This is a genomic window from Roseobacter sp. FCG-D35 (genome assembly GCF_033436665.1).
GTDB lineage: Bacteria > Pseudomonadota > Alphaproteobacteria > Rhodobacterales > Rhodobacteraceae > JAWQFO01.
The window spans coordinates 424,367-445,676 of the sequence record NZ_JAWQFO010000003.1 but is presented as its reverse complement, the minus strand read 5'-3'; the positions used below and the strand labels follow the sequence as shown (position 1 = coordinate 445,676).

Annotated in this window: 21 protein-coding genes; 5 read left to right on the top strand and 16 right to left on the bottom strand. The window is 67.7% G+C overall.

The window, feature by feature from the left end:
- Nucleotides 1-26: 26 nt before the first annotated feature.
- Genes R5H30_RS10465 through puuE form a run of 3 tightly spaced genes read right to left on the bottom strand, consistent with a single transcriptional unit; the run spans nt 27 to nt 2,733 of the window.
- Nucleotides 27-518 carry an ureidoglycolate lyase gene (locus tag R5H30_RS10465; protein WP_318328233.1) on the bottom strand — a complete coding sequence of 164 codons (492 nt, stop codon included), beginning with the start codon at nt 516-518 and terminating at the stop codon, nt 27-29.
- Complete coding sequence (locus R5H30_RS10460; protein WP_318328232.1) at nt 515-1,324, bottom strand: bifunctional allantoicase/(S)-ureidoglycine aminohydrolase; 810 nt, start codon at nt 1,322-1,324, stop codon at nt 515-517. The genes R5H30_RS10465 and R5H30_RS10460 overlap by 4 nt, the downstream gene beginning before the upstream one ends.
- The gene (puuE, locus tag R5H30_RS10455; protein ID WP_318328231.1) at nt 1,321-2,733 is read right to left on the bottom strand and encodes an allantoinase PuuE; all 1,413 of its coding nucleotides are present in this window, start codon (nt 2,731-2,733) and stop codon (nt 1,321-1,323) included. The genes R5H30_RS10460 and puuE overlap by 4 nt, the downstream gene beginning before the upstream one ends.
- Nucleotides 2,734-2,836: 103 nt before the next feature.
- Between puuE and uraH the strand changes: the two genes are divergently transcribed.
- Nucleotides 2,837-3,196: a hydroxyisourate hydrolase gene (uraH, locus tag R5H30_RS10450; RefSeq protein ID WP_318328230.1), complete on the top strand. Its 360-nt coding sequence runs from the start codon at nt 2,837-2,839 to the stop codon at nt 3,194-3,196.
- Between the two features lie 3 nt (nt 3,197-3,199).
- On the opposite strand, the gene R5H30_RS10445 is transcribed toward uraH, so the two are convergent.
- From R5H30_RS10445 to R5H30_RS10430, 4 genes are read right to left on the bottom strand one after another with little or no spacing between them, the layout of a single operon-like run.
- The gene (locus R5H30_RS10445) at nt 3,200-4,129 is read right to left on the bottom strand and encodes a metal ABC transporter permease (RefSeq protein ID WP_318328229.1); all 930 of its coding nucleotides are present in this window, start codon (nt 4,127-4,129) and stop codon (nt 3,200-3,202) included.
- Nucleotides 4,126-5,331 (bottom strand): metal ABC transporter permease, encoded by a 1,206-nt coding sequence (locus R5H30_RS10440; RefSeq protein WP_318328228.1) that lies wholly within the window; start codon nt 5,329-5,331, stop codon nt 4,126-4,128. The genes R5H30_RS10445 and R5H30_RS10440 overlap by 4 nt, the downstream gene beginning before the upstream one ends.
- 1 nt (nt 5,332) lies before the next feature.
- On the bottom strand, nt 5,333-6,130 hold the full coding sequence (locus tag R5H30_RS10435; RefSeq protein WP_318328227.1) for a metal ABC transporter ATP-binding protein: 798 nt from the start codon (nt 6,128-6,130) through the stop codon (nt 5,333-5,335).
- Nucleotide 6,131: 1 nt separating this feature from the next.
- On the bottom strand, nt 6,132-7,121 hold the full coding sequence (locus R5H30_RS10430; RefSeq protein WP_318328226.1) for a metal ABC transporter solute-binding protein, Zn/Mn family: 990 nt from the start codon (nt 7,119-7,121) through the stop codon (nt 6,132-6,134).
- 269 nt (nt 7,122-7,390) lie between these two features.
- Here R5H30_RS10430 and deoC point away from each other — a divergent pair, with 269 nt between their 5' ends.
- Both deoC and R5H30_RS10420 read left to right on the top strand, forming a co-directional pair.
- On the top strand, nt 7,391-8,395 hold the full coding sequence (deoC, locus tag R5H30_RS10425; protein WP_412105126.1) for a deoxyribose-phosphate aldolase: 1,005 nt from the start codon (nt 7,391-7,393) through the stop codon (nt 8,393-8,395).
- A 14-nt stretch (nt 8,396-8,409) separates the two neighbouring features.
- Nucleotides 8,410-10,752: an aldehyde dehydrogenase family protein gene (locus R5H30_RS10420; RefSeq protein ID WP_318328225.1), complete on the top strand. Its 2,343-nt coding sequence runs from the start codon at nt 8,410-8,412 to the stop codon at nt 10,750-10,752.
- Nucleotides 10,753-10,830: 78 nt separating this feature from the next.
- On the opposite strand, the gene R5H30_RS10415 is transcribed toward R5H30_RS10420, so the two are convergent.
- From R5H30_RS10415 to R5H30_RS10385, 7 genes are all read right to left on the bottom strand, one after another.
- A complete protein-coding gene (locus R5H30_RS10415) occupies nt 10,831-12,150 on the bottom strand; it encodes a M16 family metallopeptidase (RefSeq protein WP_318328224.1) in 1,320 nt (439 codons plus the stop codon).
- Entirely contained in the window at nt 12,147-13,553 is a 1,407-nt protein-coding gene (locus R5H30_RS10410) for a M16 family metallopeptidase (protein ID WP_318328223.1), read from the bottom strand. Before R5H30_RS10410 ends, R5H30_RS10415 begins: the two co-directional genes overlap by 4 nt.
- Nucleotides 13,554-13,687: 134 nt before the next feature.
- Nucleotides 13,688-14,191 carry a DUF3035 domain-containing protein gene (locus R5H30_RS10405; RefSeq protein WP_318328222.1) on the bottom strand — a complete coding sequence of 168 codons (504 nt, stop codon included), beginning with the start codon at nt 14,189-14,191 and terminating at the stop codon, nt 13,688-13,690.
- A 50-nt stretch (nt 14,192-14,241) separates the two neighbouring features.
- Entirely contained in the window at nt 14,242-14,757 is a 516-nt protein-coding gene (gene lspA / locus R5H30_RS10400) for a signal peptidase II (protein WP_318328221.1), read from the bottom strand.
- A 12-nt stretch (nt 14,758-14,769) separates the two neighbouring features.
- Nucleotides 14,770-16,356, bottom strand: a complete 1,587-nt coding sequence (gene purH, locus R5H30_RS10395) for a bifunctional phosphoribosylaminoimidazolecarboxamide formyltransferase/IMP cyclohydrolase (RefSeq protein WP_318328220.1) — start codon at nt 16,354-16,356, stop codon at nt 14,770-14,772.
- A gap of 22 nt (nt 16,357-16,378) precedes the next feature.
- A complete protein-coding gene (locus R5H30_RS10390) occupies nt 16,379-18,106 on the bottom strand; it encodes a heparinase II/III family protein (RefSeq protein WP_318328218.1) in 1,728 nt (575 codons plus the stop codon).
- Between the two features lie 114 nt (nt 18,107-18,220).
- Complete coding sequence (locus tag R5H30_RS10385; protein ID WP_318328217.1) at nt 18,221-19,492, bottom strand: RsmB/NOP family class I SAM-dependent RNA methyltransferase; 1,272 nt, start codon at nt 19,490-19,492, stop codon at nt 18,221-18,223.
- Between the two features lie 80 nt (nt 19,493-19,572).
- Here R5H30_RS10385 and R5H30_RS10380 point away from each other — a divergent pair, with 80 nt between their 5' ends.
- Nucleotides 19,573-19,758, top strand: coding sequence for a DUF1674 domain-containing protein (locus tag R5H30_RS10380; protein WP_318328216.1), 186 nt, complete (start codon nt 19,573-19,575; stop codon nt 19,756-19,758).
- A 42-nt stretch (nt 19,759-19,800) separates the two neighbouring features.
- Here R5H30_RS10380 and R5H30_RS10375 read toward each other — a convergent pair whose 3' ends face one another.
- The gene (locus tag R5H30_RS10375; RefSeq protein ID WP_318328215.1) at nt 19,801-20,151 is read right to left on the bottom strand and encodes a dihydrodipicolinate reductase; all 351 of its coding nucleotides are present in this window, start codon (nt 20,149-20,151) and stop codon (nt 19,801-19,803) included.
- Between the two features lie 84 nt (nt 20,152-20,235).
- On the bottom strand, nt 20,236-21,054 hold the full coding sequence (gene dapB, locus R5H30_RS10370; RefSeq protein WP_318328214.1) for a 4-hydroxy-tetrahydrodipicolinate reductase: 819 nt from the start codon (nt 21,052-21,054) through the stop codon (nt 20,236-20,238).
- A gap of 91 nt (nt 21,055-21,145) precedes the next feature.
- Here dapB and R5H30_RS10365 point away from each other — a divergent pair.
- The coding region (locus R5H30_RS10365) for a ribosome-binding factor A (RefSeq protein WP_507028652.1) at nt 21,146-21,310 on the top strand (165 nt) is incomplete at its 3' end.

Sequence of the window (21,310 nt, the reverse complement as noted above, 5' to 3'; positions counted from 1 at the left end):
CCGCTCCGCCCCCGGAGCGCCCGCCGTTATTCGGCGATGATGCGGACCGGCGGGTCGAGCCTGACCTCCTCGAGGTTCGCGCCCGGCCCGATGCGGTCCACGACGGCAAAGAGACCGGGCGGATGCAAAGGCGTCAAGACTCCGTGCCAGGTTCCGCGGTGCAGGTTGATGCCCTGGTGCGGCCCTGTCACGAAAGCGAGCGGTTTGTCGGGCCGTCCGCCCAGATCGCGGGCAACGATGACAAGAAACGGGTTGGCGCTGAGCGGCAGGAAGGCCTGGCTGCCCTCGGGATGGCGTTCGAGCAGGTCGCAGTCATAGGGCAGGCTTCGCGGAACGGCATCGAAGATGCTGATCCCGGCCCGGCCTTCGGTGCCGAAATCGAGCCGCGCGCGGTCATGGTGGCGTTCGCACATGCCGGCGTTGATCAGCCTGTCGCAGGTCCCCGACGCGTCGAGGATGTCGCCGAAAGGCGCGAAGGCCTCTGCCGTGAGCGGACGGGCACGGACGGGCCCGGTCACAGGCGCACGTGACGGTTCACGTCCTTGTAGAGAAGGTATCGGAACGGCTCGCTCCCTGTCGCGATGCAGGCTTGCGGGCAGAAGGCGCGCAGCCACATGAAATCGCCCGGTCCGACCGAGACCCAGTCGGTGTTCAAAAGGTATTCCGCCCTGCCCTGCAGCACGTAGAGGCCGTGCTCCATCACGTGCGTTTCGGCAAAGGGGATGCGGCCGCCGGGCTGGAAGGTGACGATGTTGACATGCATGTCATGGCGCAGGTCGGCGGGATCGACGAAACGTGTCGTGGCCCAGACCCCGTCGCATTCCGGCATCGGGATCGGGTGGACCTCGCGATCCGAGGTCACGAACGGCTCCGGCACCTCGATGCCCGGCACCGGCTGGTAGGATTTGCGGATCCAGTGGAACCGGCAGGGCGCGTCGCCGCGGTTCCACAGCCGCCAGCCGGAGCCTGGCGGGATATAGGCGTAGCTGCCCTCGGTCAGGTCGTGCCCGCTGCCGTCGATCACCAACCGCGCGCCGCCCGAGGCGACGAGAATGACGCCCTGCGCCGAGACATCGGGTTCGGGATTGTCCGACCCGCCGCCCGGGGCCACCTCGACGGCATATTGCGCGAAAGTCTCGGCAAAGCCGCTCAAGGGCCGGGCCAGCACCCAGGCGCGGGAGTTTTCCCAGCCGGGCAGGAAGCTGGTGACGATGTCGGTATGGGTCACGGCCGGAAGCACCGCGTAGGCCTCGGTGAAGACTGCGGTGCCTTCCGGATTGCCGGACTGGTCGGGCAGGCCGCCCTTGGGGAAAGCGTAGCTCATGCCAGAGCCTCCAGCCGGATGCGCGCGATGCGCTCGACCTGCCGGCAGGCCTCGTCGAACTCGGTCGTGGTGTCGTTGCCGATGCGGCGCTTGAAGGCGCGTAGGATGCCCGCCTTGTCGTGGTCGCGCACAGCAATGATGAAGGGAAAGCCGTGCTTTTCCATGTAGGCGGCGTTCAGCGACTGGAATTCGGTCCGCTCGGCGTCGGTCAGCGCGTCGAGACCGGCACTCGCCTGTTCGCCGGTGCTTTCCGGGGTCAGCTGCTTGGCCGCGGCGAGCTTTCCGGCGAGATCGGGGTGCGCCTTCAGCACGCCGGCCCTCTCGTCGGCGCTGGCCGACCGGAACACCCGCGCCAACGCGCTGTGCAGCCCCCCCGGCTGGTCGTGCGCGGGACCGAGTTCGAGGTCGAAGGCACGTTCCGCGATCCAGGGCGAATGTTCGAAAATACCGCCATAGGCCGCCACGAAACCCGCGCGGTCCAATTCCGAGGGCCGCGTGCGACGCGGGTGCGGGTGCGTCTTCGCCCAGTGCTCGGCGATCTCGATCCGGCGCGGGCACCAGACACCCTCGAAGCCCTTGATGTACGCGATGAAGCGTTTCAGCGACTGGATGCGGCCCGGACGACCGATCAGGCGGCAATGCAGGCCGATGTTCATCATTTTCGGCGACCCCGCCACGCCCTCCTGGTAAAGCGCGTCGAACGTGTCGCGCAGGTAGGCGAAGAACTGGTCGCCCGAATTGAACCCCTGCGGCGTGGCGAAACGCATGTCGTTGCAATCGAGCGTGTAGGGAATGACCAGTTGGTCCCGGTCGCCCTGTTCGGACCAGTAGGGCAGATCGTCGTCATAGGTATCCGACACATAGTCGAAGAGGCCGGTCTCGGCCGCAAGCCGCAACGTGTTGACCGAGCAGCGCCCCGTGTACCAGCCGCGCGGCGCTTCGCCCACGACCTCGGTGTGTAAACGGATCGCCTCGGCCATGTCGGCGGCCTCGGCCTCGGGCGTGTGATCCTTGTAGTCGATCCATTTCAGCCCGTGACTGGCGATCTCCCAGCCCGCGGCCTTCATCGCCTCGACCTGTTGCGGCGCGCGGGCGAGCGCGCTGGCGACGCCGTAGATCGTGACGGGAATGGCTTCGTCGGTGAAGAGCCGGTGCAGGCGCCAGAATCCGGCCCGCGCGCCGTAGTCGTAGATCGATTCCATGTTCCAGTGCCGCTGTCCCGGCCAGGGCTGGGCGCCGACGATCTCGGACAGGAACGCCTCGGAGGCCGCGTCGCCGTGCAACAGGCTGTTCTCGCCGCCTTCCTCGTAGTTCAGCACGAACTGCACGGCGATCCGCGCGCCGCCGGGCCACTGTGGGTCAGGCGGGGTCGGCCCGTAGCCTGCGAAATCGCGCGGGTATCTCGTCACGTCGTCTCTCCGGTTGTTCGCGGCGCATTCAATACCGCCCATCGGGGCGTTGCAATCCGCGATCGCCGCATTGCATGATCGCCCGGACCCAAAGGAGCGCGACATGGCCAGCGGATATCTCACCACCCACGTTCTCGATATGGCGCGCGGCCTGCCGGCGGAGGGGCTGACCGTGACCCTCTACCGGATCGCCGGGGACGGGCCGAAACAGCTTGCGCAGATGGTCACGAACGCCGACGGGCGCACCGATGGGCCGATCCTGCCTCAGGCGCAGTTCGAGACCGGTCTGTACGAGCTGGTATTCGAAGCCGGGGCCTATCTCGACAAGGTCGGCACACCGCCCGAAGAGCCGCGGTTTCTCGACATCATCCCGATCCGCTTCGGCATCTCGGATGCCGAGAGCCATTACCACGTCCCGCTCCTGCTGTCGCCCTTCGGCTTCTCGACCTATCGCGGCAGCTAGGTCTCAGACTTCGGCCGCCGCCCCGCCGCGCGTGCGGTGCGGACCGAAGCGCGCGGCCAGCGCCAGGATCAGCCCAGAGATGGTGGCGATCATGCCGGCGGCCGAGACGGAATCCGCGAACCCGAGCCAGAGCGGGCCGTAACCGGCAAAGACATAGCCCGCAACGGCGGAGAGCGCCGCAAAGGCCACAGACCAGCCGATCTGGTGTTCGAGGCGGTTGGTCATCATCCGCGCCGCGGCCGGCGGACAGATAAACATCGCGATCACGATGATGCTGCCCACCGCGTCGAAAGCGGCCACCGCGGCCACCGCCGAGACGATCACGAGCGCGAGGCCCAGCGGCCCGGTGCGCATGCCAAGCGCCTGGGCGAAGCCCTCGTCGAAGGTCGAGATCTTCAGCGCGCGCCAGAACAGGGCCGTGAACAGCGCCACAGCGACCAGCGCCGCCGCCATGCGCGGCAACTCCACCGGCAGCCCGGCCAGGGCCACCGGATCGCGCAGCGAAGCCCAGCCGGTCGCGTCCAGCCAGATCAGGCTTTCAAGGTTCCCGTAGAGCGCATGTTCGACATCAAGATGCACGCTAGACGTGTCCGAAAGCTCCAGCAGCAATACGCCGCCCGCGAACATTGCCGTGAAGACCACGCCCATCGCGGCGCCCGGCTCGACCCGGCCCAGGCGGCGCACCGCCTCGATCGCGATCACCGCGACCACGGCGGCCCCGGCCGCCCCCAGCAGCATCGGCCAGGTCGAGATCGTGCCGGTGACGATGAAGCCCACGACGATCCCGGGCAGCACGACGTGACTGATCGCGTCCCCGATCAGGGCCTGTCGCCGCAGCACGAGGAAATTGCCGGGCAACGCGCAGGCGATGGCGACGCAAACGCCGATCAGCATCGGCACCAGCGACAGCGGGACGAATTCGGAACCGCTCATGCCGGAACCCCGTGGGGCGTCGGGATACGTCGGTCGATCTCGGCGATCTGGTCGGGGGTCAGCACGGTCTCGATGGCTGTCAGCCCGTCATAAAGAGCCGCTGCCGCCTCGAAGGACGGGTCGCGCCGGACCAGCTGCCAGCGCGTTTCGTCAAGCAGCGCCTTGGCCGCGCGGCCGCGGCCCTCGTCCGTGGCCACCCCATCGGGGTGCGCCCAGCCGGCGCGTTGCAACAGGCGCAGGGTCAGGCGCTCGAAGATCGGCTGGTTCTGCGCGAGCGCCAGCAGGCCCTGCCGAAGGTGTACCTCTTTCTGATAGGCACGGTGGCGCAGCAGCGCCGACAGCACCCCACGGCGCGGCGCGAAGAAGAGCGACAGGACGAACAGCACGAACCCGGACAGCACGATGATCGGGCCGGTGGGCAACCCCGGCAGCGCCGCCGAGATCGCCGCCCCGGCATAGGCCGAGAGACCGCCGAGCACGCCGGCGATCAGCACCACGCGGTCGGTCCGGTCGGTCCAGAACCGCGCCGTGACCGGCGGCACGATCAGCAGCGCGACGATCATGATCAACCCGACGATCTTGAGGCCCACCACCGTCACCGCCAGCACCAGCCCCATCATTGCGAGATCGGTGCGTGCCACGTTGTGCCCGGTGGCCTGTGCGTACTCGGGATCGAAGGCGGCCAGCGTCAGCGGACGCCGCAGCAGGACAACAAGCGCCAGAGTCAGCACCGCCGACACTGCGATGGTATGCGCATCGGCGCGCAGCATTCCCGCGGTCGAGCCCAGAAGGAACCCCTCCAACCCCGCCTGCCGCCCGGCGCTCATGGTCTGAATCACGGTCAGCAGCACGACACCGAAGCCGAAGAACACCGACAGGACGGCCCCGATGGCCGCATCCTCGGACAGCCGCGTGCGCCGGGTCAGCCAGCTCAGGATCAGCAGCCCGATCGCGGCCGAGAGTGCCGCGCCGACAAGAAGCCCGACGAGGTTTCGCCCGTCCCCGCCCAGCGCGACCATCGCGATGAATGCGAGGCCCACGCCCGGCAACGTGGCATGACTGACCGCGTCGCTGACCAACGCGCGTTTGCGCAGGAAGAGGAAGGTGCCGCCGACGCCCGCGGCCATGCCCAGAACGGTCGCCCCGAGTGTGACCAGCGTGGCGTTGTAGCCAAGTTGCAGCGTCAGCGCGTCGAGGATCACGTCAGGCTCCGGCGATGCGGGCGATCTGCGCCTCGGCGATGCGCCCGCTATAGGTGGCCTGAAGGTTCTCCGGTGTGAAGATCTCGGCCACCGGGCCCTCGGCGATGCGGCGAGTGTTGATCAGGAACACATCGTCGAAATACTCCGGCACCGTGCTCAGGTCGTGATGCACGGCGACCACGGTCCGGCCGGCATCGCGCAGCTCTTTCAGCACCGAGATGATCGCCTTTTCCGTCGCCGCGTCGACTCCGGCGAAAGGCTCGTCGAGCAGGTAGAGATCCGCCCCCTGCGCCAGCGCGCGCGCCAGGAACACGCGCTGCTGCTGGCCGCCGGAAAGCTGGCCGATCTGGCGCGTCGCGAAATCCTCCATGCCGACGCGCCGCAGGCAGTCCATCGCGGTCGCCCGGTGCGCGGGGCGCACACGGCCTAGCAGCCCAAGCTTGCGGTAGAGCCCCATGAGCACGACGTCGATCACGCGGGTTGGGAAATCCCAGTCGACGCTGGCGCGCTGCGGCACGTAGGCGATGCGGTCGCGCGCCTTGTCGACCGGCTGGCCGAAGACCAGCGCCTGACCGGCGAGCGGCTTGAGAATCCCCAGCGCCGCCTTGAGCAGCGTCGACTTGCCCGCGCCGTTGGGGCCGACGATGGCCGTCATCGCCCCTGCCGACACAGTCATGTCGACCGAGAAGATCGCCGGTTTCTGGCCGTAGGACACGGTCATGCCGCGCACCGCCAGCGGGCTTTGCGCCAGGTCCTGCCGGCGGGTCATGCCGTCGCTTGCCGCGAGTTCGAGCGTCATGTCAGCTTCCCGTCGCCAGCTTGCCGAGCCGCCCGCGCGGGTCCACGTCGGCGCCGAGGGCCCCGGCGATCACGGTCACGTTGTGGTCGATCATGCCGAGGTAGGTGCCCTCGTACGTGCCCGGAACGCCCATCGCGTCCGAGAAGAGCTCGCCGCCGATGCCGACCTCGTGCCCGCGCGCGCCCGCGCCCTCGACAAGCGCCCGGATGTTGCGGTCCGAGACCGAGCTCTCGACGAAAACCGCGCGAATGCCGCGCTCGACCAGCAGGTCGACCAGTTCGCCGATCCGGTTCAGCCCGGCCTCGCTTTCGGTTGAGATCCCCTGAATGCCGATCACCTCGAAACCGTAGGCCCGCCCGAAATAGCCGAAGGCGTCATGCGCGGTCAGCAGGACGCGCTGGCCCTCGGGCACCCGGGACAGCACATCCGAGCCATAGCTGTCCAACTCGGCAAGCTCCGTTTTGTGCGCCGCCCAGTTGGCCGCGAAATCTTCCGCCGCCTCGGGCCGCTGCGCTGCCAGAAGGTCCGGAATGCCCTCCAGAACCTGCGCCCAGAGCGTCGGCACCATCCAGACATGCGGATCGTGGCGGCCCGCGTAATCGGCGTGGCTCAGCAGCAGGTCCTCGGGAAGAGCGTCGGCGACAGCCACGACCTCGCGCTTGCGGCCGAGATCTGCCAGGAACTGTTCCATCTGCGCTTCGAGGTAGAGCCCGTGCCAGAGCACGAGGTCGGCGCGCGTCATCGCCACGATGTCGCTGCGGGTCTGGCGGTAGCTGTGCGGGTCGACCCCCGGCCCCATCAGGGCGCGCACGTTCGCACGTGTCCCGCCGATGCGCATGGCGGCGTCGGCGATCATGCCGGTTGTGGCAACGACATCGAGCGGAGAAGAGGACAATGCGACGCGAGGTGCGGCACCGAATGCGAGCGCCGAGGTCAGCACCGCGAGGGCCGCGCGTCGTGTCAGCGGGAAAGAGCTGTTCCGTTGGGTCATGCGCTGAATATGCGAACCGTTCGCAACAAGTCAATGAGAATGAGAATGATTCTTAACTTTACCGGCAAATTAGCCCAGTTTCGGCGCGGAGCCGCGCATTTGATGCCCTTGCGCGATGACATCGGGCACTCGCAGACCGACGCAAGGCGATGGTCAGGACTGATTCGCCGCGCCTTGGGTCGTGCCACGGCTGACGGACGCGGCGGCGTCGCTTGCCAAGGCCGAAGGCGCATGCGACCGTGTTCCCCTGCCCGCCCGAGGACCTGCCGATGAAGACTGAGACGATGCAAGCGGCCACAGCAGCCGGCCCGAACCACCTGCCGCAGGTGACCGAACCCCGCAACCCGGGCATGGCGCTCGACATGGACTGGGTGCGCGCGATGCAGGCAAACACCTCAGCCATCGAACGCCGCGCGGCGACCATCGGTGCCCGGCGCTCGGTCAAGAAGGCGTACCAGGCGGCGTGGCTCTTGCGCGCGATCACCTGCATCGACCTGACCACACTGTCAGGCGACGATACTGAGCGGCGTGTCGAACGGCTTTGCGCCAAGGCGCGCCAGCCCGTGAGCCAACCCCTCCTCGACGCGCTTGGTGCACCGCCGATCACCACCGGCGCGGTCTGCGTCTACCACGACATGATCCCCGCCGCGGTCCGCGCCCTGCAGGGCACAGGCATCCCGGTCGCGGCGGTCTCGACGGGCTTTCCCGCCGGTCTCTCGCCGCTGCATCTGCGCATCGCCGAGATCGGCGAAAGCGTGAAGGCGGGCGCGGCAGAGATCGACATCGTGATCTCGCGCCGCCACGTTTTGTCGGGCGACTGGCAGGCGCTTTACGACGAGATGAAGGCGTTCCGCGAAGCCTGCGGCGAAGCGCATGTAAAGGCGATCCTCGCCACCGGCGAGCTTGGCTCGCTGCGCAACGTCGCGCGCGCCTCGATGGTCTGCATGATGGCGGGGGCTGATTTCATCAAGACCTCGACCGGGAAGGAAAGCGTGAATGCCACCCTGCCGGTCAGCCTCGTGATGATCCGGGCCCTGCGTGATTATTACGACCGCACCGGGTACCGCATCGGCTACAAACCCGCGGGCGGCATCTCGAAGGCCAAGGACGCGCTGACTTACCTGGCGCTGATCAAGGAGGAGCTGGGCGACCGCTGGTTGCAGCCAGACCTCTTCCGTTTCGGCGCCTCATCGCTTCTGGGCGACATCGAGCGCCAGCTCGAACACCATGTCACCGGCAGCTATTCCGCCACCTACCGCCACGCAATGAGCTGACCCGAGGCCCGCACATGAACGTCTCCGAGATCTTCGAAACGATGGATTACGGCCCCGCACCCGAAAGCGCCGCAGAAGCTCTGGCCTGGATCGAGGCACAAGGTGGTCGGTTCGGCCATTTCATCGACGGCGCCTTCACCAAGCCTGGCAAGGGGTTCGAGAGCCGCAACCCGGCGACTGGCGAAACGCTGGCAAAGCTGACGCAAGGCGGCCAGTCTGACGTGGATGCTGCCGTGAAGGCCGCGCGTCGGGCGCAACCGAAATGGGAAAAGCTCGGCGGGCATGGCCGGGCGCGGCATCTCTATGCCATCGCGCGCCTGCTGCAGAAGCATTCGCGGCTGTTCGCCGTGCTGGAGACGCTCGACAACGGCAAGCCGATCCGCGAGAGCCGAGACATCGACATCCCGCTCGCGCAGCGGCATTTCTACTTCCACGCCGGCATGGCGCAGCTGATGGAAAGCGAGTTGCCGGACCGTGCTCCGCTGGGGGTCTGCGGACAGGTGATCCCGTGGAATTTCCCGCTGTTGATGCTGGCGTGGAAAATCGCCCCGGCGCTTGCGATGGGCAACACGGTGGTGCTGAAACCGGCCGAGTACACCTCGCTGACCGCGCTGCTGTTCGCCGACATCTGCCGCCAGGCCGGCCTGCCGAAAGGCGTCGTGAACATCGTGACGGGCGACGGTGCGACGGGTGAGCTGATCGTGAGCGCCGATGTCGACAAGGTCGCCTTCACCGGCTCCACCGCCGTCGGGCGGCGCATCCGCGAGGCAACCGCCGGGTCGGGCAAGGCCCTGACGCTCGAGCTTGGTGGCAAGTCGCCCTACATTGTCTTCGACGACGCCGATATCGACAGTGCCGTCGAGGGTCTGGTCGATGCGATCTGGTTCAACCAGGGACAGGTCTGCTGTGCCGGGTCGCGGCTTCTGGTGCATGAACCGGTGGCCGACGTCTTCTACGCCAAGCTCAAGGCGCGCATGGACAAGCTGCGCGTCGGCGATCCGCTCGACAAGAGCATCGACGTGGGTGCGATCGTCGACCCCGTGCAGCGCGACGCGATCGCGGCACTGGTCGATGGCAATACCGCCGGCGAGACCCATGTCGCGACGGGGGCGATGCCCGAGGCCGGATGCTTCTACCCGCCGACCCTGATCACCGGATTGCAGCCGGCCGACCCGCTGATGCAGGAGGAAATCTTCGGACCGGTTCTGGTCTCGACGACGTTCCGCACGCCCGGCGAGGCGGTGAGTCTCGCCAACAACACGCGCTACGGGCTGGCAGCGACGGTCTGGACCGAGAACCTGAACCTCGCGCTCGACATCGCGCCGAAGCTCGCCGCCGGCGTGGTCTGGGTGAACGCGACGAACCTGCTCGACGCCGCCGCCGGTTTCGGAGGGGTGCGCGAAAGCGGCTTCGGGCGCGAAGGCGGCTGGGAAGGGCTTTCGGCCTACACCAAACCCAAAGGTGCGGCAAAGGCGCTGAAGGCGCCCGTGGCGTTCTCCGGGTCCGGCGCACCTGCGGATCCGCTGGACCGCACGGCAAAGCTTTACATCGGCGGCAAACAGGCGCGGCCAGACGGCGGCTACTCGGCCCCGGTCTGGAGCAAGTCCGGAGACCTTTTGGGTCAGGTTTCGCTGGCCAACCGCAAGGACGTGCGCAACGCCGTCGAGGCAGCGCAGGCGGCGGCAGGCTGGTCGAAGACAACCGGTCACCTGCGCGCGCAGATCCTCTACTATATCGCCGAGAACCTGTCGGCCCGGGCGGAGGATTTCACGCGGAGGATCGACGGGCTGACCGGCGGCAAGACCGGCGCGCAGGAAGTCGAGGCGACGCTCCGCCGGCTCTTCACCTATGCCGCCTGGGCCGACAAGTTCGACGGCCAGGTCCACGGCGTGCCGATCCGCGGCGTGGCGCTGGCGATGCGCGAGCCGGTGGGAGTGATCGGCGCGCTCTGCCCCGCCGAAGCGCCCTTGCTGGGGCTGGTCTCGTGCCTCGCGCCGGCTATCGCGATGGGCAATCGGGTGGTTCTCGCCGCCTCCGAACCCTTCCCGCTGGCGGCAACCGACTTCGTACAGATCCTCGAGACCTCCGACGTTCCGGGCGGCGTGGTCAACATCCTGACCGGCAAGCAGGCCGAGATCGCGGAACCCCTGGCGCGCCATCTCGATGTCGACGCGGTCTGGAGCTTCGGCGACAGCGACCTGTCGCGCGTGGTCGAGGCGGCCTCTGCAGGCAACCTCAAGCGGACCTGGGTGAACAACGGGCAGTCGCGCGACTGGGCGGGCGCCGAGGGCGAGGGCCGCGCCTTTCTCGAGGCCGCGACCGAGGTCAAGAACATCTGGGTGCCCTACGGCGAATGACCACGCGACAGCCCTGAGTTTTGCAAAACTCCGGCCCGGAAAATTGCAATTTTCCGGCGCACCGCGGCGCTTTCGGGATCAGTTAGCCGGCGTGCTCTCGAGGCCCTCGGGCTGACCGACGACGACGAAGGTCAGCGCCTCGGGATCGAGCAGTTCGCCCGCAACCCGGTTCACGTCCTCGAGCGTAACCGCCTCGACCTTGTCGTTCCGCGTGGCGATGTAGTCGACGGGCAGCCCCATCATCTGCATGCCGACCATGATGTTGGCGATCGGGCCGTTGCCGTCGAAGCGCAGCGGGTAGGCGCCGGTCAGGTATTTCTTGGCGTCCTCGATCTCCTGTGCCGTCAGGCCTTCGGTCGCAGCCTTTGTCCATTCGTCGCGGATCACGGCGATCGCCTCTGCGATGCGGTCGTTGGCCGAACTGACGCTGCCCATGTAGACCTCGGCATAGTCGCGCGCCGCGAGGTAGGAATAGACCCCGTAGGTCAGCCCGCGCTTCTCGCGCACCTCGTCCATGAGCCGACTTTCGAAAGACCCGCCGCCGAGGACCTGGTTCAGTACCATCGCCGCGAAATAGTCCGGATCGTCGAGCGCGATGCCGCGCTGCCCGAACAGCGCCACCGATTGCGGCGTCGCGAAGGGCACGACGGTCACGCCGCCGGAAAGTCCGACCTCGATATGCTCTGGGAGCGGCGCCCCTTCGGCAGGCAAATCGCCGAGCAGATCGTCGACGAGGCTGCTGAGTTCCTCGGGCGTGATGTCGCCTACAGCACCAATGTAGATCCGGTCGCGCGCCATGACCGCGTTCTTGGCCGCGACCAGATCGTCACGGGTCAGCGCCGCCACGCTCTCCTCGGTACCGTTGAGCGAACTGGCATAGGGGTGGTCGGGGTAGGCGATGCGGTCGAAGGTCCGCGCGGCGATGTCGCCGGGGTCCTTGGCTTCCGAGCGGATGATCGACATAACCTGTCCGCGGACACGCTCAATGGCTTCCGCATCGAAGCGCGATTCTGTGAGAGCCGCTCGCAGCAGGGCGATCGACTCGTCGCGGTTCTCGGTCAGGAAGCGTGCCGAGATCGACAACTCGTCATCCGAAACATCAAAGCCGAAACTCGTCGCCAGCGCCTCGGTGGCGCGGGCGAAGGCGCGGGCATCCATGTCCGCGGCACCTTCTTCGAGCAGTCCGGTCATCAGGTTGATCGCCCCGCGCTTGCCCGGTGCGTCTAGCGAGGCACCGCCACGGAACCGGATCTCGAGCGCGGTGAAGGGGATCGAGTGTTCCTCGACCAGCCAGGCCTTGAGACCGCCCGGGGACGTCACTTCCTGGATCTCGACCTCGGCCCGCAGCGGAAGCGCGCAGACCAGAACGAGAATGAACGCGGTTATCAGGCGGCTCATTGGATCACCTCGGCCTCTTCGGCCCCTTCGGTCAGGGTTTCGGCAACGGTGTCGCCCTCGTCGCGCATCAGCCATCCGGTGACCGAGCGGCGCTTGTCGAAGACCATGCGCGCGGCCGCCATGATGTCGTCCTCGGTCACGGCATCGAGCGTCTCGGGCCATGCCTTCACGTCGGCGATGGTCAGGCCGCTGGCGAGCGCCTGGCCATAGCGGTTGCCGATCCGGTCGACATTGTCGCGCTCGTAGATCTGGTTGGCGCGGATCTGCAGCTTGATCCGGTCGAGCTGTTCGGGGTCGACCCCGGTTTCCATGAACGTCGCCAGTGCCGCGTCGAGCGCGTCCTCGGCCTCCTGCAGTTCCACGCCAGGCTGCGGCACCACGATCAGCGTGAAGGTCGTGTCGTCGAGCGATACGCCGCGGTAGAAGGCGCCCGAGTAGGTCGCCACGCGGCTGTCGAACTGCAGTTGCTCGGTCAGGAAAGACGTGGTGCCGCCGCCGAGGATATCGGCCAGCAGGGTGAGGGCAGCGGCGGTGTCCTGGTCCCCCGGGTCACGCTCTGGCGCGAGATAGGAGCGCATCACGTAAGGTTGGGCGACGCGCGCGTCACGATAGATCACGCGCCGCTCGGCGGTTTGCGGCGGCTCTTCGGTGCGGATGCGTTCGGGAAGGTCGGGGTTTGCCGGGATGGCGCCGTAATGCTTTTCGGCCAGCGCCCGCACCTCATCGGGGGTGACGTCGCCGGTCACCACGAGGATCGCGTCGTTGGGCGCGTAGTAGGTCCGATAAAAGCTCAGCGCATCCTCCATGTCGAGCGAGCGCATCTCGTGCATCCAGCCGATCACGGGCGTGCCGTATCGGTGGTTGAGATATTGCGCCGCGTTCATCTGCTCGGAGAAGAGCGCGCGCGGGTTGTTCTCGGTGCGCTGGTTGCGCTCTTCGATAATGACGTCACGCTCGGTGCGGATGTTGTCCTCGGTCAGGCGCAGGTTGCGCATCCGGTCGGCTTCCATCTGCATCATCAGCTCGAGCCGGTCGGCGGCGACGCGCTGGTAGTAGGCGGTGTAGTCGAAGGAGGTGAAGGCGTTGTCCTGCCCGCCGTTGGCCGCGACCACGGCCGAGAACTCGCCGGCCTCCATCGTGTCCGTCGCCTTGAACAGCAGATGCTCGAGGAAATGCGCCACGCCCGAGGAGCCTTTCGGTTCGTCCGCGGAGCCGGCCCGATACCAGACCATCTGTTGCACAACAGGCGCGCGATGATCCTCGACCACCACGACCTGCATGCCGTTCTCGAGCGTGAAGGTGGTCACCGCCTCGGTGCCGGTCTCCGAGGCCTGCGTCGCAAGCGAAAGCGGGGGTGACAGCAACAGGGCAAGCGCAAATGCAAGCGGGGTCAGTCTGGGCATCTTTGGTCCTTCGGTCGGCGCCGCCCGCCCGGCATGACTGCCGTGTCCGGACTGCGGCGCGAGGCCGGACGAACCAGAAGTACGGCCTTCGGCGCAGGGATCAAGGCCAAGCTGGCAGAGATGTGATCGCGGCCTCAGTTCTGCGGCGGATAGCTCGGCGTGCGGGCCCCGGCGCGGCGCCAGGCCTGCGCCGTATCGCCCTGGTTGAGGGCCTCGCGCCTGTAGGCCTCGTTGTAGCTGTCGGTGGGCACGATGCGGTACTGCGTGAGCCGCGCCTTGCGACGCCGGAATTCGGCATCCTCTTCGGCCACGACCTGGCGGATGTTCGGCGCGACCCCGTGGCGGCTGGCGGCAGCGACCAGCGCCGCGTCGCTCGCGGGCACCGGCCCGAGCGGCGATTGCGCCTGGCCGCCCACGGCCGCGAGCGCATCCTGCACCGGGTAGACATCCGTCCGGTTCGCCTGCCCCGGCGTCGGCGCGGGAAGTTGCGCGTAGCTTTGCGGCTGCTCGAGCGGCTTTTTCGGCAGCACGATGAATTCGTCGGGGCCGTCGCCATAGCGGCGCAGGTCGTGCAGTCCCTTGTTGGCGCAGCCGCCCAGCACGAGGCTCGTCAGGATCATGCCCAGCATCAGGCGCATCGGTCGTCTCCTCGGGTTCTCATCGTGTTATCGCAGAGCGGCGCAGCATGTCACGGTCCTTTTTGCCTTCCCGACCGTCGCGGGGACTTGCTCCGCGGTGTCTTGCCGGTGTCGGGCGCGAAGAGCACCAGTCCGGCAGCCCCCGCGAAGATGAAGACATCTGCGAGGTTGAAGACGAACGGATTGTCGATCCCGCAGCAGGACATGTTGAGAAAGTCGAGCACGTAGCCGTAGAGCAGCCGGTCGATCACGTTGGCCAGCGCGCCGCCGACAAGCAGGCCGGCCCCGATCAGGCTCCAGCGGTTCATCGCCTGCCCGCGGATCCAGAACAGAACCGCCACGCAGATCACCACCGCAAGGCCGATCAGGACCCAGCGCGTCACCTCGGAGTCTCCGTCAAGAAGGCCGAAGTTGATGCCCCGGTTCTCGCCGTAGCGGAAGTTCAGCACCGGCGGCAGCACGGTGATCTCGCGCACGCGGTAAAGCTCCATGGCGTGCACGACAACGTACTTGCTGACCTGGTCGATCAGGATGGCGACGAGCGCGGACCAGAAGACGAGGCGCATGAAACTCTCCTCCTAGTGCCTGAAATGCCGCATGCCGGTAAAGACCATGGCGAGACCGGCCTCGTCCGCCGCGGCGATCACCTCGTCGTCACGCATCGACCCACCGGGCTGGATCAGCGCGGTCGCCCCGGCCTCTGCGGCAGTCACCAGCCCGTCGGCGAAGGGAAAGAAGGCGTCCGAGGCGACGACCGAACCTTGGGTCAGCGGCGCGTCGAGCCCCAGCGCCTCGGCCATGTCTTGCGCCTTGCGCGCGGCGATGCGGGTGCTGTCCACGCGGCTCATCTGGCCGGCGCCGACGCCCACGGTCGCCCCGTCCCTGACGTAGATGATCGCGTTCGACTTGACGTGCTTGGCGACAGTCCAGGCGAACAGCAGGTCCTTGAGTTCCTGCCCGGACGGGGCGCGTTTGGTCACGACCTTGAGATCTTCTGCCGCGACCGGGCCCACATCCTTGTCCTGCACGAGATAGCCGCCCGAGACCTGCCGAACGGCCAAGGCCGCCGCCGCCGGATCGGCCAAACCTTCGGTCGTCAGCAGGCGCAGGTTCTTCTTTTTGGCGAATACCTCGCGCGCCGCGTCATCCGCACCCGGTGCGATCACCACCTCGGTGAAGATACCGGCGATCTCCTCGGCGGTCGCGCCGTCGAGGGGCTGGTTCAGCGCGATGATCCCACCGAAGGCGGAGGTGCGGTCACAGTCGAAGGCGCGGCGGTAGGCCTCGGCCATCGTGGCGCCCCGGGCGACACCGCAGGGATTCGCGTGCTTGATGATCGCGCAGGCCGGACCGCTTTCCGGCGCGAATTCGCTGACAAGCTCGAAGGCCGCGTCCGTGTCGTTGATGTTGTTGTAGCTCAGCTCCTTGCCTTGCAGCTGTTTCGCTGTGGCGACGCCTGGCCGCGCGGTGCCGTCGGTGTAGAAACTGGCGCTCTGGTGCGGGTTCTCGCCGTAGCGCAGTTCCTGCGCCAGCGTACCGCCAAAGCTGCGGCGGCGCGGCGTGGCCCCGGTCTGTGCAGCCATCCATGTCGAAACGGCGGTGTCATAGGCGGCGGTGCGGGCATAGGCGGTCTGGGCAAGGCGCTGGCGCAGCGCATAGCCTGTCTGCCCGTCGTTGGCCTCGAGTTCGTCGAGAAACGGCAGGTAGTCCTCGACGTCGACGATCACGTTGACGAAGCCGTGGTTCTTGGCCGCCGACCGGATCATCGCGGGCCCGCCGATGTCGATGTTCTCGATCACCTCGGCATATTCCGCGCCGCGCGCCACGGTCTCCTCGAACGGGTAGAGGTTGACCACCACGAGGTCGATGGCCGCGATGCCGTGCTCGCCCATCGCGCCGACATGGGCCTTGTTGTCGCGCAGGGCCAGCAGCCCGCCGTGTACCACGGGATGCAGGGTCTTGACGCGCCCGTCCATCATCTCGGGAAAGCCCGTGACCTCGGAGACGTCCGTCACGTCAAGTCCCGCGTCGCGCAGCGTCTTCGCGGTGCCTCCGGTGCTCAGCAGCGTGACCCCGCGCGCCGCCAGCGCCGTGCCGAACTCGACGAGGCCGGTCTTGTCCGACACCGAAAGCAGGGCGCGTTTCACGGGATAGAGGTCGGTCATTGCGGGATCCTTGTCTGGGCTGTCATTCGTCGCGCGCGAGGTCGCGGACGCCAATCGCAGTTTCCTGCGCCTTGGACAAGGACCACCGAACGCGCGTGGCGTATGACATGGCGCGCCCGGAAAGGACAATCTGTTTCGTGCCGCGCGGCTTCAAGCGGCCCTTCTCGAGGTAGACAGACGGCGCGAGTTCGAGCGTCTGCGTGCCATCGTGGCGGAACACCCAGATTTCGCCGCTCTTGAGGGCCATCGACACCGCCGCGCCGCCGAGGTCGATGGTCGCGTCGACCTCCGGGTGCAGGTGAAAGCGGATGTCGAAGCCGATACCGCCAAGCTTCTTGGCGTCCATCGCGCGGTCGAAGCTGCGCTGCTCCTCGCCGTCGAGCGCCAGCAGCATGTCCTCACCGGCCAGCGCGCGGCCGTCGAACGTCAGCTCGAGCGTACGGGCATGGGTCAGCCCGTGGGTCGCCACATAGCCGTCGTGTCCGCCCTGGAACTGCAGCCCGTCCGGGACGTGGCTGATCTCGATCGGGACCCGGCTCGGCGCGTCTTCCAGCGTCTCGCGCCCCATCCCGTGCGAACTGCCCAGCCGGGCGCTGGAATAGCCGTCGAGTGCCAGCGTGGAATGCGACGGCGTGGCCCGTCCTGCGCGGCGCCAGTCGGGCCCGAAGCTGACGCCGGAACCGCAGTTGACCACCAGCGGGCGACGGCCCGACGTCAGCTCGAAGGCCAGCGTGGAGGCATGCGCGTTGTAGGAGGTCTTGCCGGTGGGCGGCCGGCTGGCGTCGACGATGACGCTGGTACGCCCGCCCGAAAGCCGCGCAAAACCCATCGACAGCCCGTCGGGATGCCGCGTCTTGACCCGCGCCTGTGCCAGCGCATGGTCGAGCCAGCCTTCGGCCCCGCGCCCGCCGCCGTGAAAGCGCGCAAGCCCGCCGTCGGAGTGGCGCAGGGTCCGAAGCGTCGGCGCGATCCGCTCGATCGCGTCGAGATGTTCCTTTGGCGTGCCCCGTCCGGCTTCCGACAGGGCGGCGGCAGCCCAGGTCAGCAGCGTGAAGACCTCGAGCAGTTCCTCAGGGTTGCGAGTCGGCAGACCACCCTGCGCGCCGATCTGCGTCTTGCATTCACGCGCCAGTGCCTTGACGGCGGGGTCGGCCATCGCCTCGAGACCCTCGAGGGCGAGCCCGGCGTAGATCAGCCCGGTCAGCGCCTCGAAACGCGGCAACCCGTGCGCCGCGCCCTGCCAGCGGCGCGACAGGAAGGTGGTTTGCTGCATGAGGCTGCGGAAGAACGCGTGGCTGCCCTCGGACTCGTGCCCGCGCAGCAGGAAGATGGCGTGGTTGATCCAGCGGATCAGCCGACGTCCGGTCAGGTCCGGAGTCCAGCCCGGCCCGCGCCCGCGTCCGTAACGCGCGATCCATTCCCAGAGCCAGCGCTGCGCCGCCGCGCGGGCCTTGGCATCGCCCACGGCGGCGAGGTCGTCGAGCCAGGCGAACCCGTGCATCTCCTGCAGGTAAGCCTCGTTGGGGGCGGCAAGGTCCCAAAGCGCGCCATCGGCGCTTTCCACCAGGTGCCCGGCAAAGAGCACGTTGCCGGCGATCAGTTGCCGTCCGCGCGCGTAGCTGCCGATGGTGCGCGGCTCCGGAGAAGAGACGAATCCTGCATGCCGGGTCTTGCCGCGCGTTGCGCGCGCCGCGTGGAAACGGTTCAGGAAACGCGTCCTGCGCGCGGCGAAACTGCGGGTGTCGGACATGTCGATGGTCTGCCTCTCACGCTCTGCCGGCGTTTGCGGCCGGATGATAGCCGCGGCAGGCGCGCAAGTCACCGCCGAATGTCCCGTGACTTGGATCGCGGGAGATTTCCGCTGTCAGGCGCTCTTGCGCAGGCAGGCGATGTAGAAGCCGTCCATGCCACCGCGATCGGCCCAGTAGTCCGGGCGCAGGCGCAGGCCGCCCTCCGCGCTGCGCCAGGCCGGGTCAATGCCCGGCAGGTCGAGCGCCGCGGGATCGACGCGCATGTCGCTGTGTCGCGCCAGGGCTTCTTCGATCTGCACTTCGCCCTCGTCGGGCAGCAGCGAGCAGGTGCAGAACACGAGACGTCCGCCGGGGGCCAGCAGGCTCCAGGCATGGTCGATCAACTCGGTTTGCAGCGCGATGAGCGCGGCGAAGTCCGATCCGTCCTTGGCAAAGGGCAGGTCCGGGTGACGCCGGATCGTACCGGTGGCCGAACAGGGCGCATCGAGCAGGATCGCGGTCCACTGCCCGGCCATCTTCCTTGCGTCCCGGACGACGACCTCCGCTCTCAGGCCGGTGCGGGCAAGGTTCTCGGTAATCCGGGCGCTGCGCCCCGCACTGTCGTCGACCGCCGTGACGACGGCCCCGGCGGCGGCCAGTTGCAGTGTCTTGCCACCGGGGGCCGCGCAAAGATCGAGCACGGCCTCGCCTTCTTTTGGCGCGAGTACCCGCGACGGCAGCGCCGCAGCAGCATCCTGCACCCACCAGTCCCCGTCCTTGTATCCCGGCATGGCCGAGACCTGCCCCGGTGACGCGATCCTGACCGAGCCTGTGGGCAAGAGGGTGCCGTTGGTTGCCCGCGCCACCGCCTCGGCATCCGTTTTTGCCGACAGATCCAGCGAAGCGCCCGCGAAATGCGCCGCTTCCATGGCCGCGACCGCCTCCGCCTCCCAAGCCTCGACCAGAGGTCCGCGCAGCCATTTCGGCAGTCGCGGGGCGCGCAAGGCCGACCACGCATCGGGCCCCTCGGCTGCGACCTTGCGCAGAACCGCGTTCACGAGTCCTTTCATCCGACCATGCCTGCGGTTGCGTGAAACGATCTCGACCAGCGTACCGACAACGCCATGCGCCGCGCCGCCCTGGCAGAGTTCGACAGTCCCGAGACGCAGGGCGTTGCGCACGGGCAGTGGAGGATACTTCTGCAAATGCTTCTGAAGCAGACGATCGGCGCGTTCGAGCCCACGCAGCGTGTCGAGGGCAAGGCGCTGGGCCCGGGCGCGATCCGCGGGTGACAATGCGTCAAGCGCGCCGGTAGCCTGCAGTTCGGACATCAGCCGCCCCTCGCCCAGAACCTGGTCGAGAAGGTAAAGCGCGCTGCGCCGCGCCGCGATGCCGGTGTCTGCCATGGAAAGCTCCGTGCGTGTCGACGGGTTGTCTGCGCCAGAGCACGCCGTATATCAAGGCCTGACGCAGCAGGACAGCCGCCATGACCGACGACGCCAGAACTCCCGATGAACTTCCGCCCGCCGCTCGACGCGCGCTTGCGGAGGCCGAGGAACGACGCCGAAAGGCGCGCGCTCTGGACCTGCCAACAGAACTCGGTGGACGCGACGGACCGGAGCCGGTCCGCTATGGCGACTGGGAGAAAAAGGGGATCGCGGTCGACTTTTGACCCGGCCCCGCGGCACGGGGGCCAGGGTTTCGGGCCGGGCGTTTACCGCAGAGTGAAATCCGCCGAGCGCCCTGCGCCCTTGTCGGACGTGAACCGGATCCGCGATCCGTCCAGCGCCACTTCCTGGCAGTTGTAGCCCAGATCATCACCGCCCCAGTTCAGCGAACGGCAGAAATATCCGCCCTGCCAGGCCCAGTTTCCGTCCACGTCCCAGGTCGCGCCGCGCCCCGCGATGCTGCCATCCGCGCCGACCTGCAACCGGACCAGCGGACGCGTCAGCACCTTGCCCTGAACGGCGCGCAGAAAGTCGCTCTCGCTCTGGAGCTTGGCGAAATCCGCCGATGCTGCGCCGCCCGACAGGACAAGCGCAATTACTGCAAGAAGTCTGGTCATGGCCTTCCTCCTTCGTTTGTTTCCTGTAGGACCTACGAAGGAACGGGCCGATTGGTTTCAATTTCTTGCCGTCGGGCGCGGAAATCAGCCGGTTTTCAGTCCGAGCACGTCGAGCATGTCATAGGCGCCAGGCGCACGGCCTTGCCCCCAGAGCGCCGCTTTCAGGGCGCCACGGGCAAAGACCCGCCGGTCGGAGGCGACGTGACGCAGCACCAGCCGTTCCTCGGCGGAGGCGAACATCACGTCGTGCTCGCCGATGATGTCGCCGCCGCGAATCGCTGTGAACCCGATGTGTCCGCGTTCGCGCGGGCCCGTGATCCCGTCTCGGCCCCGGTCCGACACGGCGTCGAGGTCAACCCCGCGACCTTCTGCGGCCGCTTCGCCAAGCATCAGGGCGGTCCCCGAAGGTGCGTCGACCTTGCGGTTGTGGTGCGCCTCGATCACCTCGATGTCGAAATCCGCGTCGAGCGCGGCAGCGACCTGTTTCGTGATCTGCACCAGTAGGTTGACGCCGAGGCTCATGTTGCCGGCGCGGATGATCGGCGTCTTCTTCGCCGCCGGATCGAGTTGCGCGATCTCGTCCACCGTCATGCCGGTGGTGCCGATGACATGCACGACCCCGGTTGCGGCCGCAGCCTCGGCGAAGGCGATCGTGGCCCTCGGAGCGGTGAAATCGACCACGGCGCCGGCGACACCGAAGGCTTGCGCAGCGTCATCGGTGACGGTGACACCGTCGCCTGCAGGCCCGAGCAGGCTGCCGAGATCCTTGCCGATCCAGTCATGGCCGGGCCGCTCGACCGCGCCGGCGAGGTGCACGCCCGGTGTCTCGGACACCATCTCGACCAGCATGCGCCCCATGCGGCCGGAGACGCCCGTGACCGCGATCCCCACAGTTTCCGTCATCTCAGCACTCTCCTGCCTGCCCCCGTTGCCGGCCTGCTTAGCGCGGGACGCTGCGCTTGGCAAAGCCGGGATGAGGGCGTAGATGGAGGGCATGACACGCAACCGATCCCATGACGGCGCAGGCCCGTCCCAGCGCCAGCTCCGGGTGGGCGAACTGGTCCGCCGGGCACTGTCCGAGGTTCTCGCGCGCGGCGAGGTGCACGATCCGGAACTGAACCGCCTGTCGATCACCGTGGGCGAGGTGCGCACCTCGCCC

What these genes read in the sequence shown, in the direction of transcription:
- R5H30_RS10460 (WP_318328232.1), bottom strand. Translation starts at nt 1,324, where the DNA reads ATGAGCTACGCTTTCCCCAAGGGCGGCCTGCCCGACCAGTCCGGCAAT.
- uraH (WP_318328230.1), top strand. Translation starts at nt 2,837, where the DNA reads ATGGCCAGCGGATATCTCACCACCCACGTTCTCGATATGGCGCGCGGC.
- R5H30_RS10445 (WP_318328229.1), bottom strand. Translation starts at nt 4,129, where the DNA reads ATGAGCGGTTCCGAATTCGTCCCGCTGTCGCTGGTGCCGATGCTGATC.
- R5H30_RS10435 (WP_318328227.1), bottom strand. Translation starts at nt 6,130, where the DNA reads ATGACGCTCGAACTCGCGGCAAGCGACGGCATGACCCGCCGGCAGGAC.
- R5H30_RS10430 (WP_318328226.1), bottom strand. Translation starts at nt 7,121, where the DNA reads ATGACCCAACGGAACAGCTCTTTCCCGCTGACACGACGCGCGGCCCTC.
- deoC (WP_412105126.1), top strand. Translation starts at nt 7,391, where the DNA reads ATGAAGACTGAGACGATGCAAGCGGCCACAGCAGCCGGCCCGAACCAC.
- R5H30_RS10420 (WP_318328225.1), top strand. Translation starts at nt 8,410, where the DNA reads ATGAACGTCTCCGAGATCTTCGAAACGATGGATTACGGCCCCGCACCC.
- R5H30_RS10415 (WP_318328224.1), bottom strand. Translation starts at nt 12,150, where the DNA reads ATGAGCCGCCTGATAACCGCGTTCATTCTCGTTCTGGTCTGCGCGCTT.
- R5H30_RS10410 (WP_318328223.1), bottom strand. Translation starts at nt 13,553, where the DNA reads ATGCCCAGACTGACCCCGCTTGCATTTGCGCTTGCCCTGTTGCTGTCA.
- R5H30_RS10405 (WP_318328222.1), bottom strand. Translation starts at nt 14,191, where the DNA reads ATGCGCCTGATGCTGGGCATGATCCTGACGAGCCTCGTGCTGGGCGGC.
- lspA (WP_318328221.1), bottom strand. Translation starts at nt 14,757, where the DNA reads ATGCGCCTCGTCTTCTGGTCCGCGCTCGTCGCCATCCTGATCGACCAG.
- purH (WP_318328220.1), bottom strand. Translation starts at nt 16,356, where the DNA reads ATGACCGACCTCTATCCCGTGAAACGCGCCCTGCTTTCGGTGTCGGAC.
- R5H30_RS10390 (WP_318328218.1), bottom strand. Translation starts at nt 18,106, where the DNA reads ATGTCCGACACCCGCAGTTTCGCCGCGCGCAGGACGCGTTTCCTGAAC.
- R5H30_RS10385 (WP_318328217.1), bottom strand. Translation starts at nt 19,492, where the DNA reads ATGGCAGACACCGGCATCGCGGCGCGGCGCAGCGCGCTTTACCTTCTC.
- R5H30_RS10380 (WP_318328216.1), top strand. Translation starts at nt 19,573, where the DNA reads ATGACCGACGACGCCAGAACTCCCGATGAACTTCCGCCCGCCGCTCGA.
- R5H30_RS10375 (WP_318328215.1), bottom strand. Translation starts at nt 20,151, where the DNA reads ATGACCAGACTTCTTGCAGTAATTGCGCTTGTCCTGTCGGGCGGCGCA.
- dapB (WP_318328214.1), bottom strand. Translation starts at nt 21,054, where the DNA reads ATGACGGAAACTGTGGGGATCGCGGTCACGGGCGTCTCCGGCCGCATG.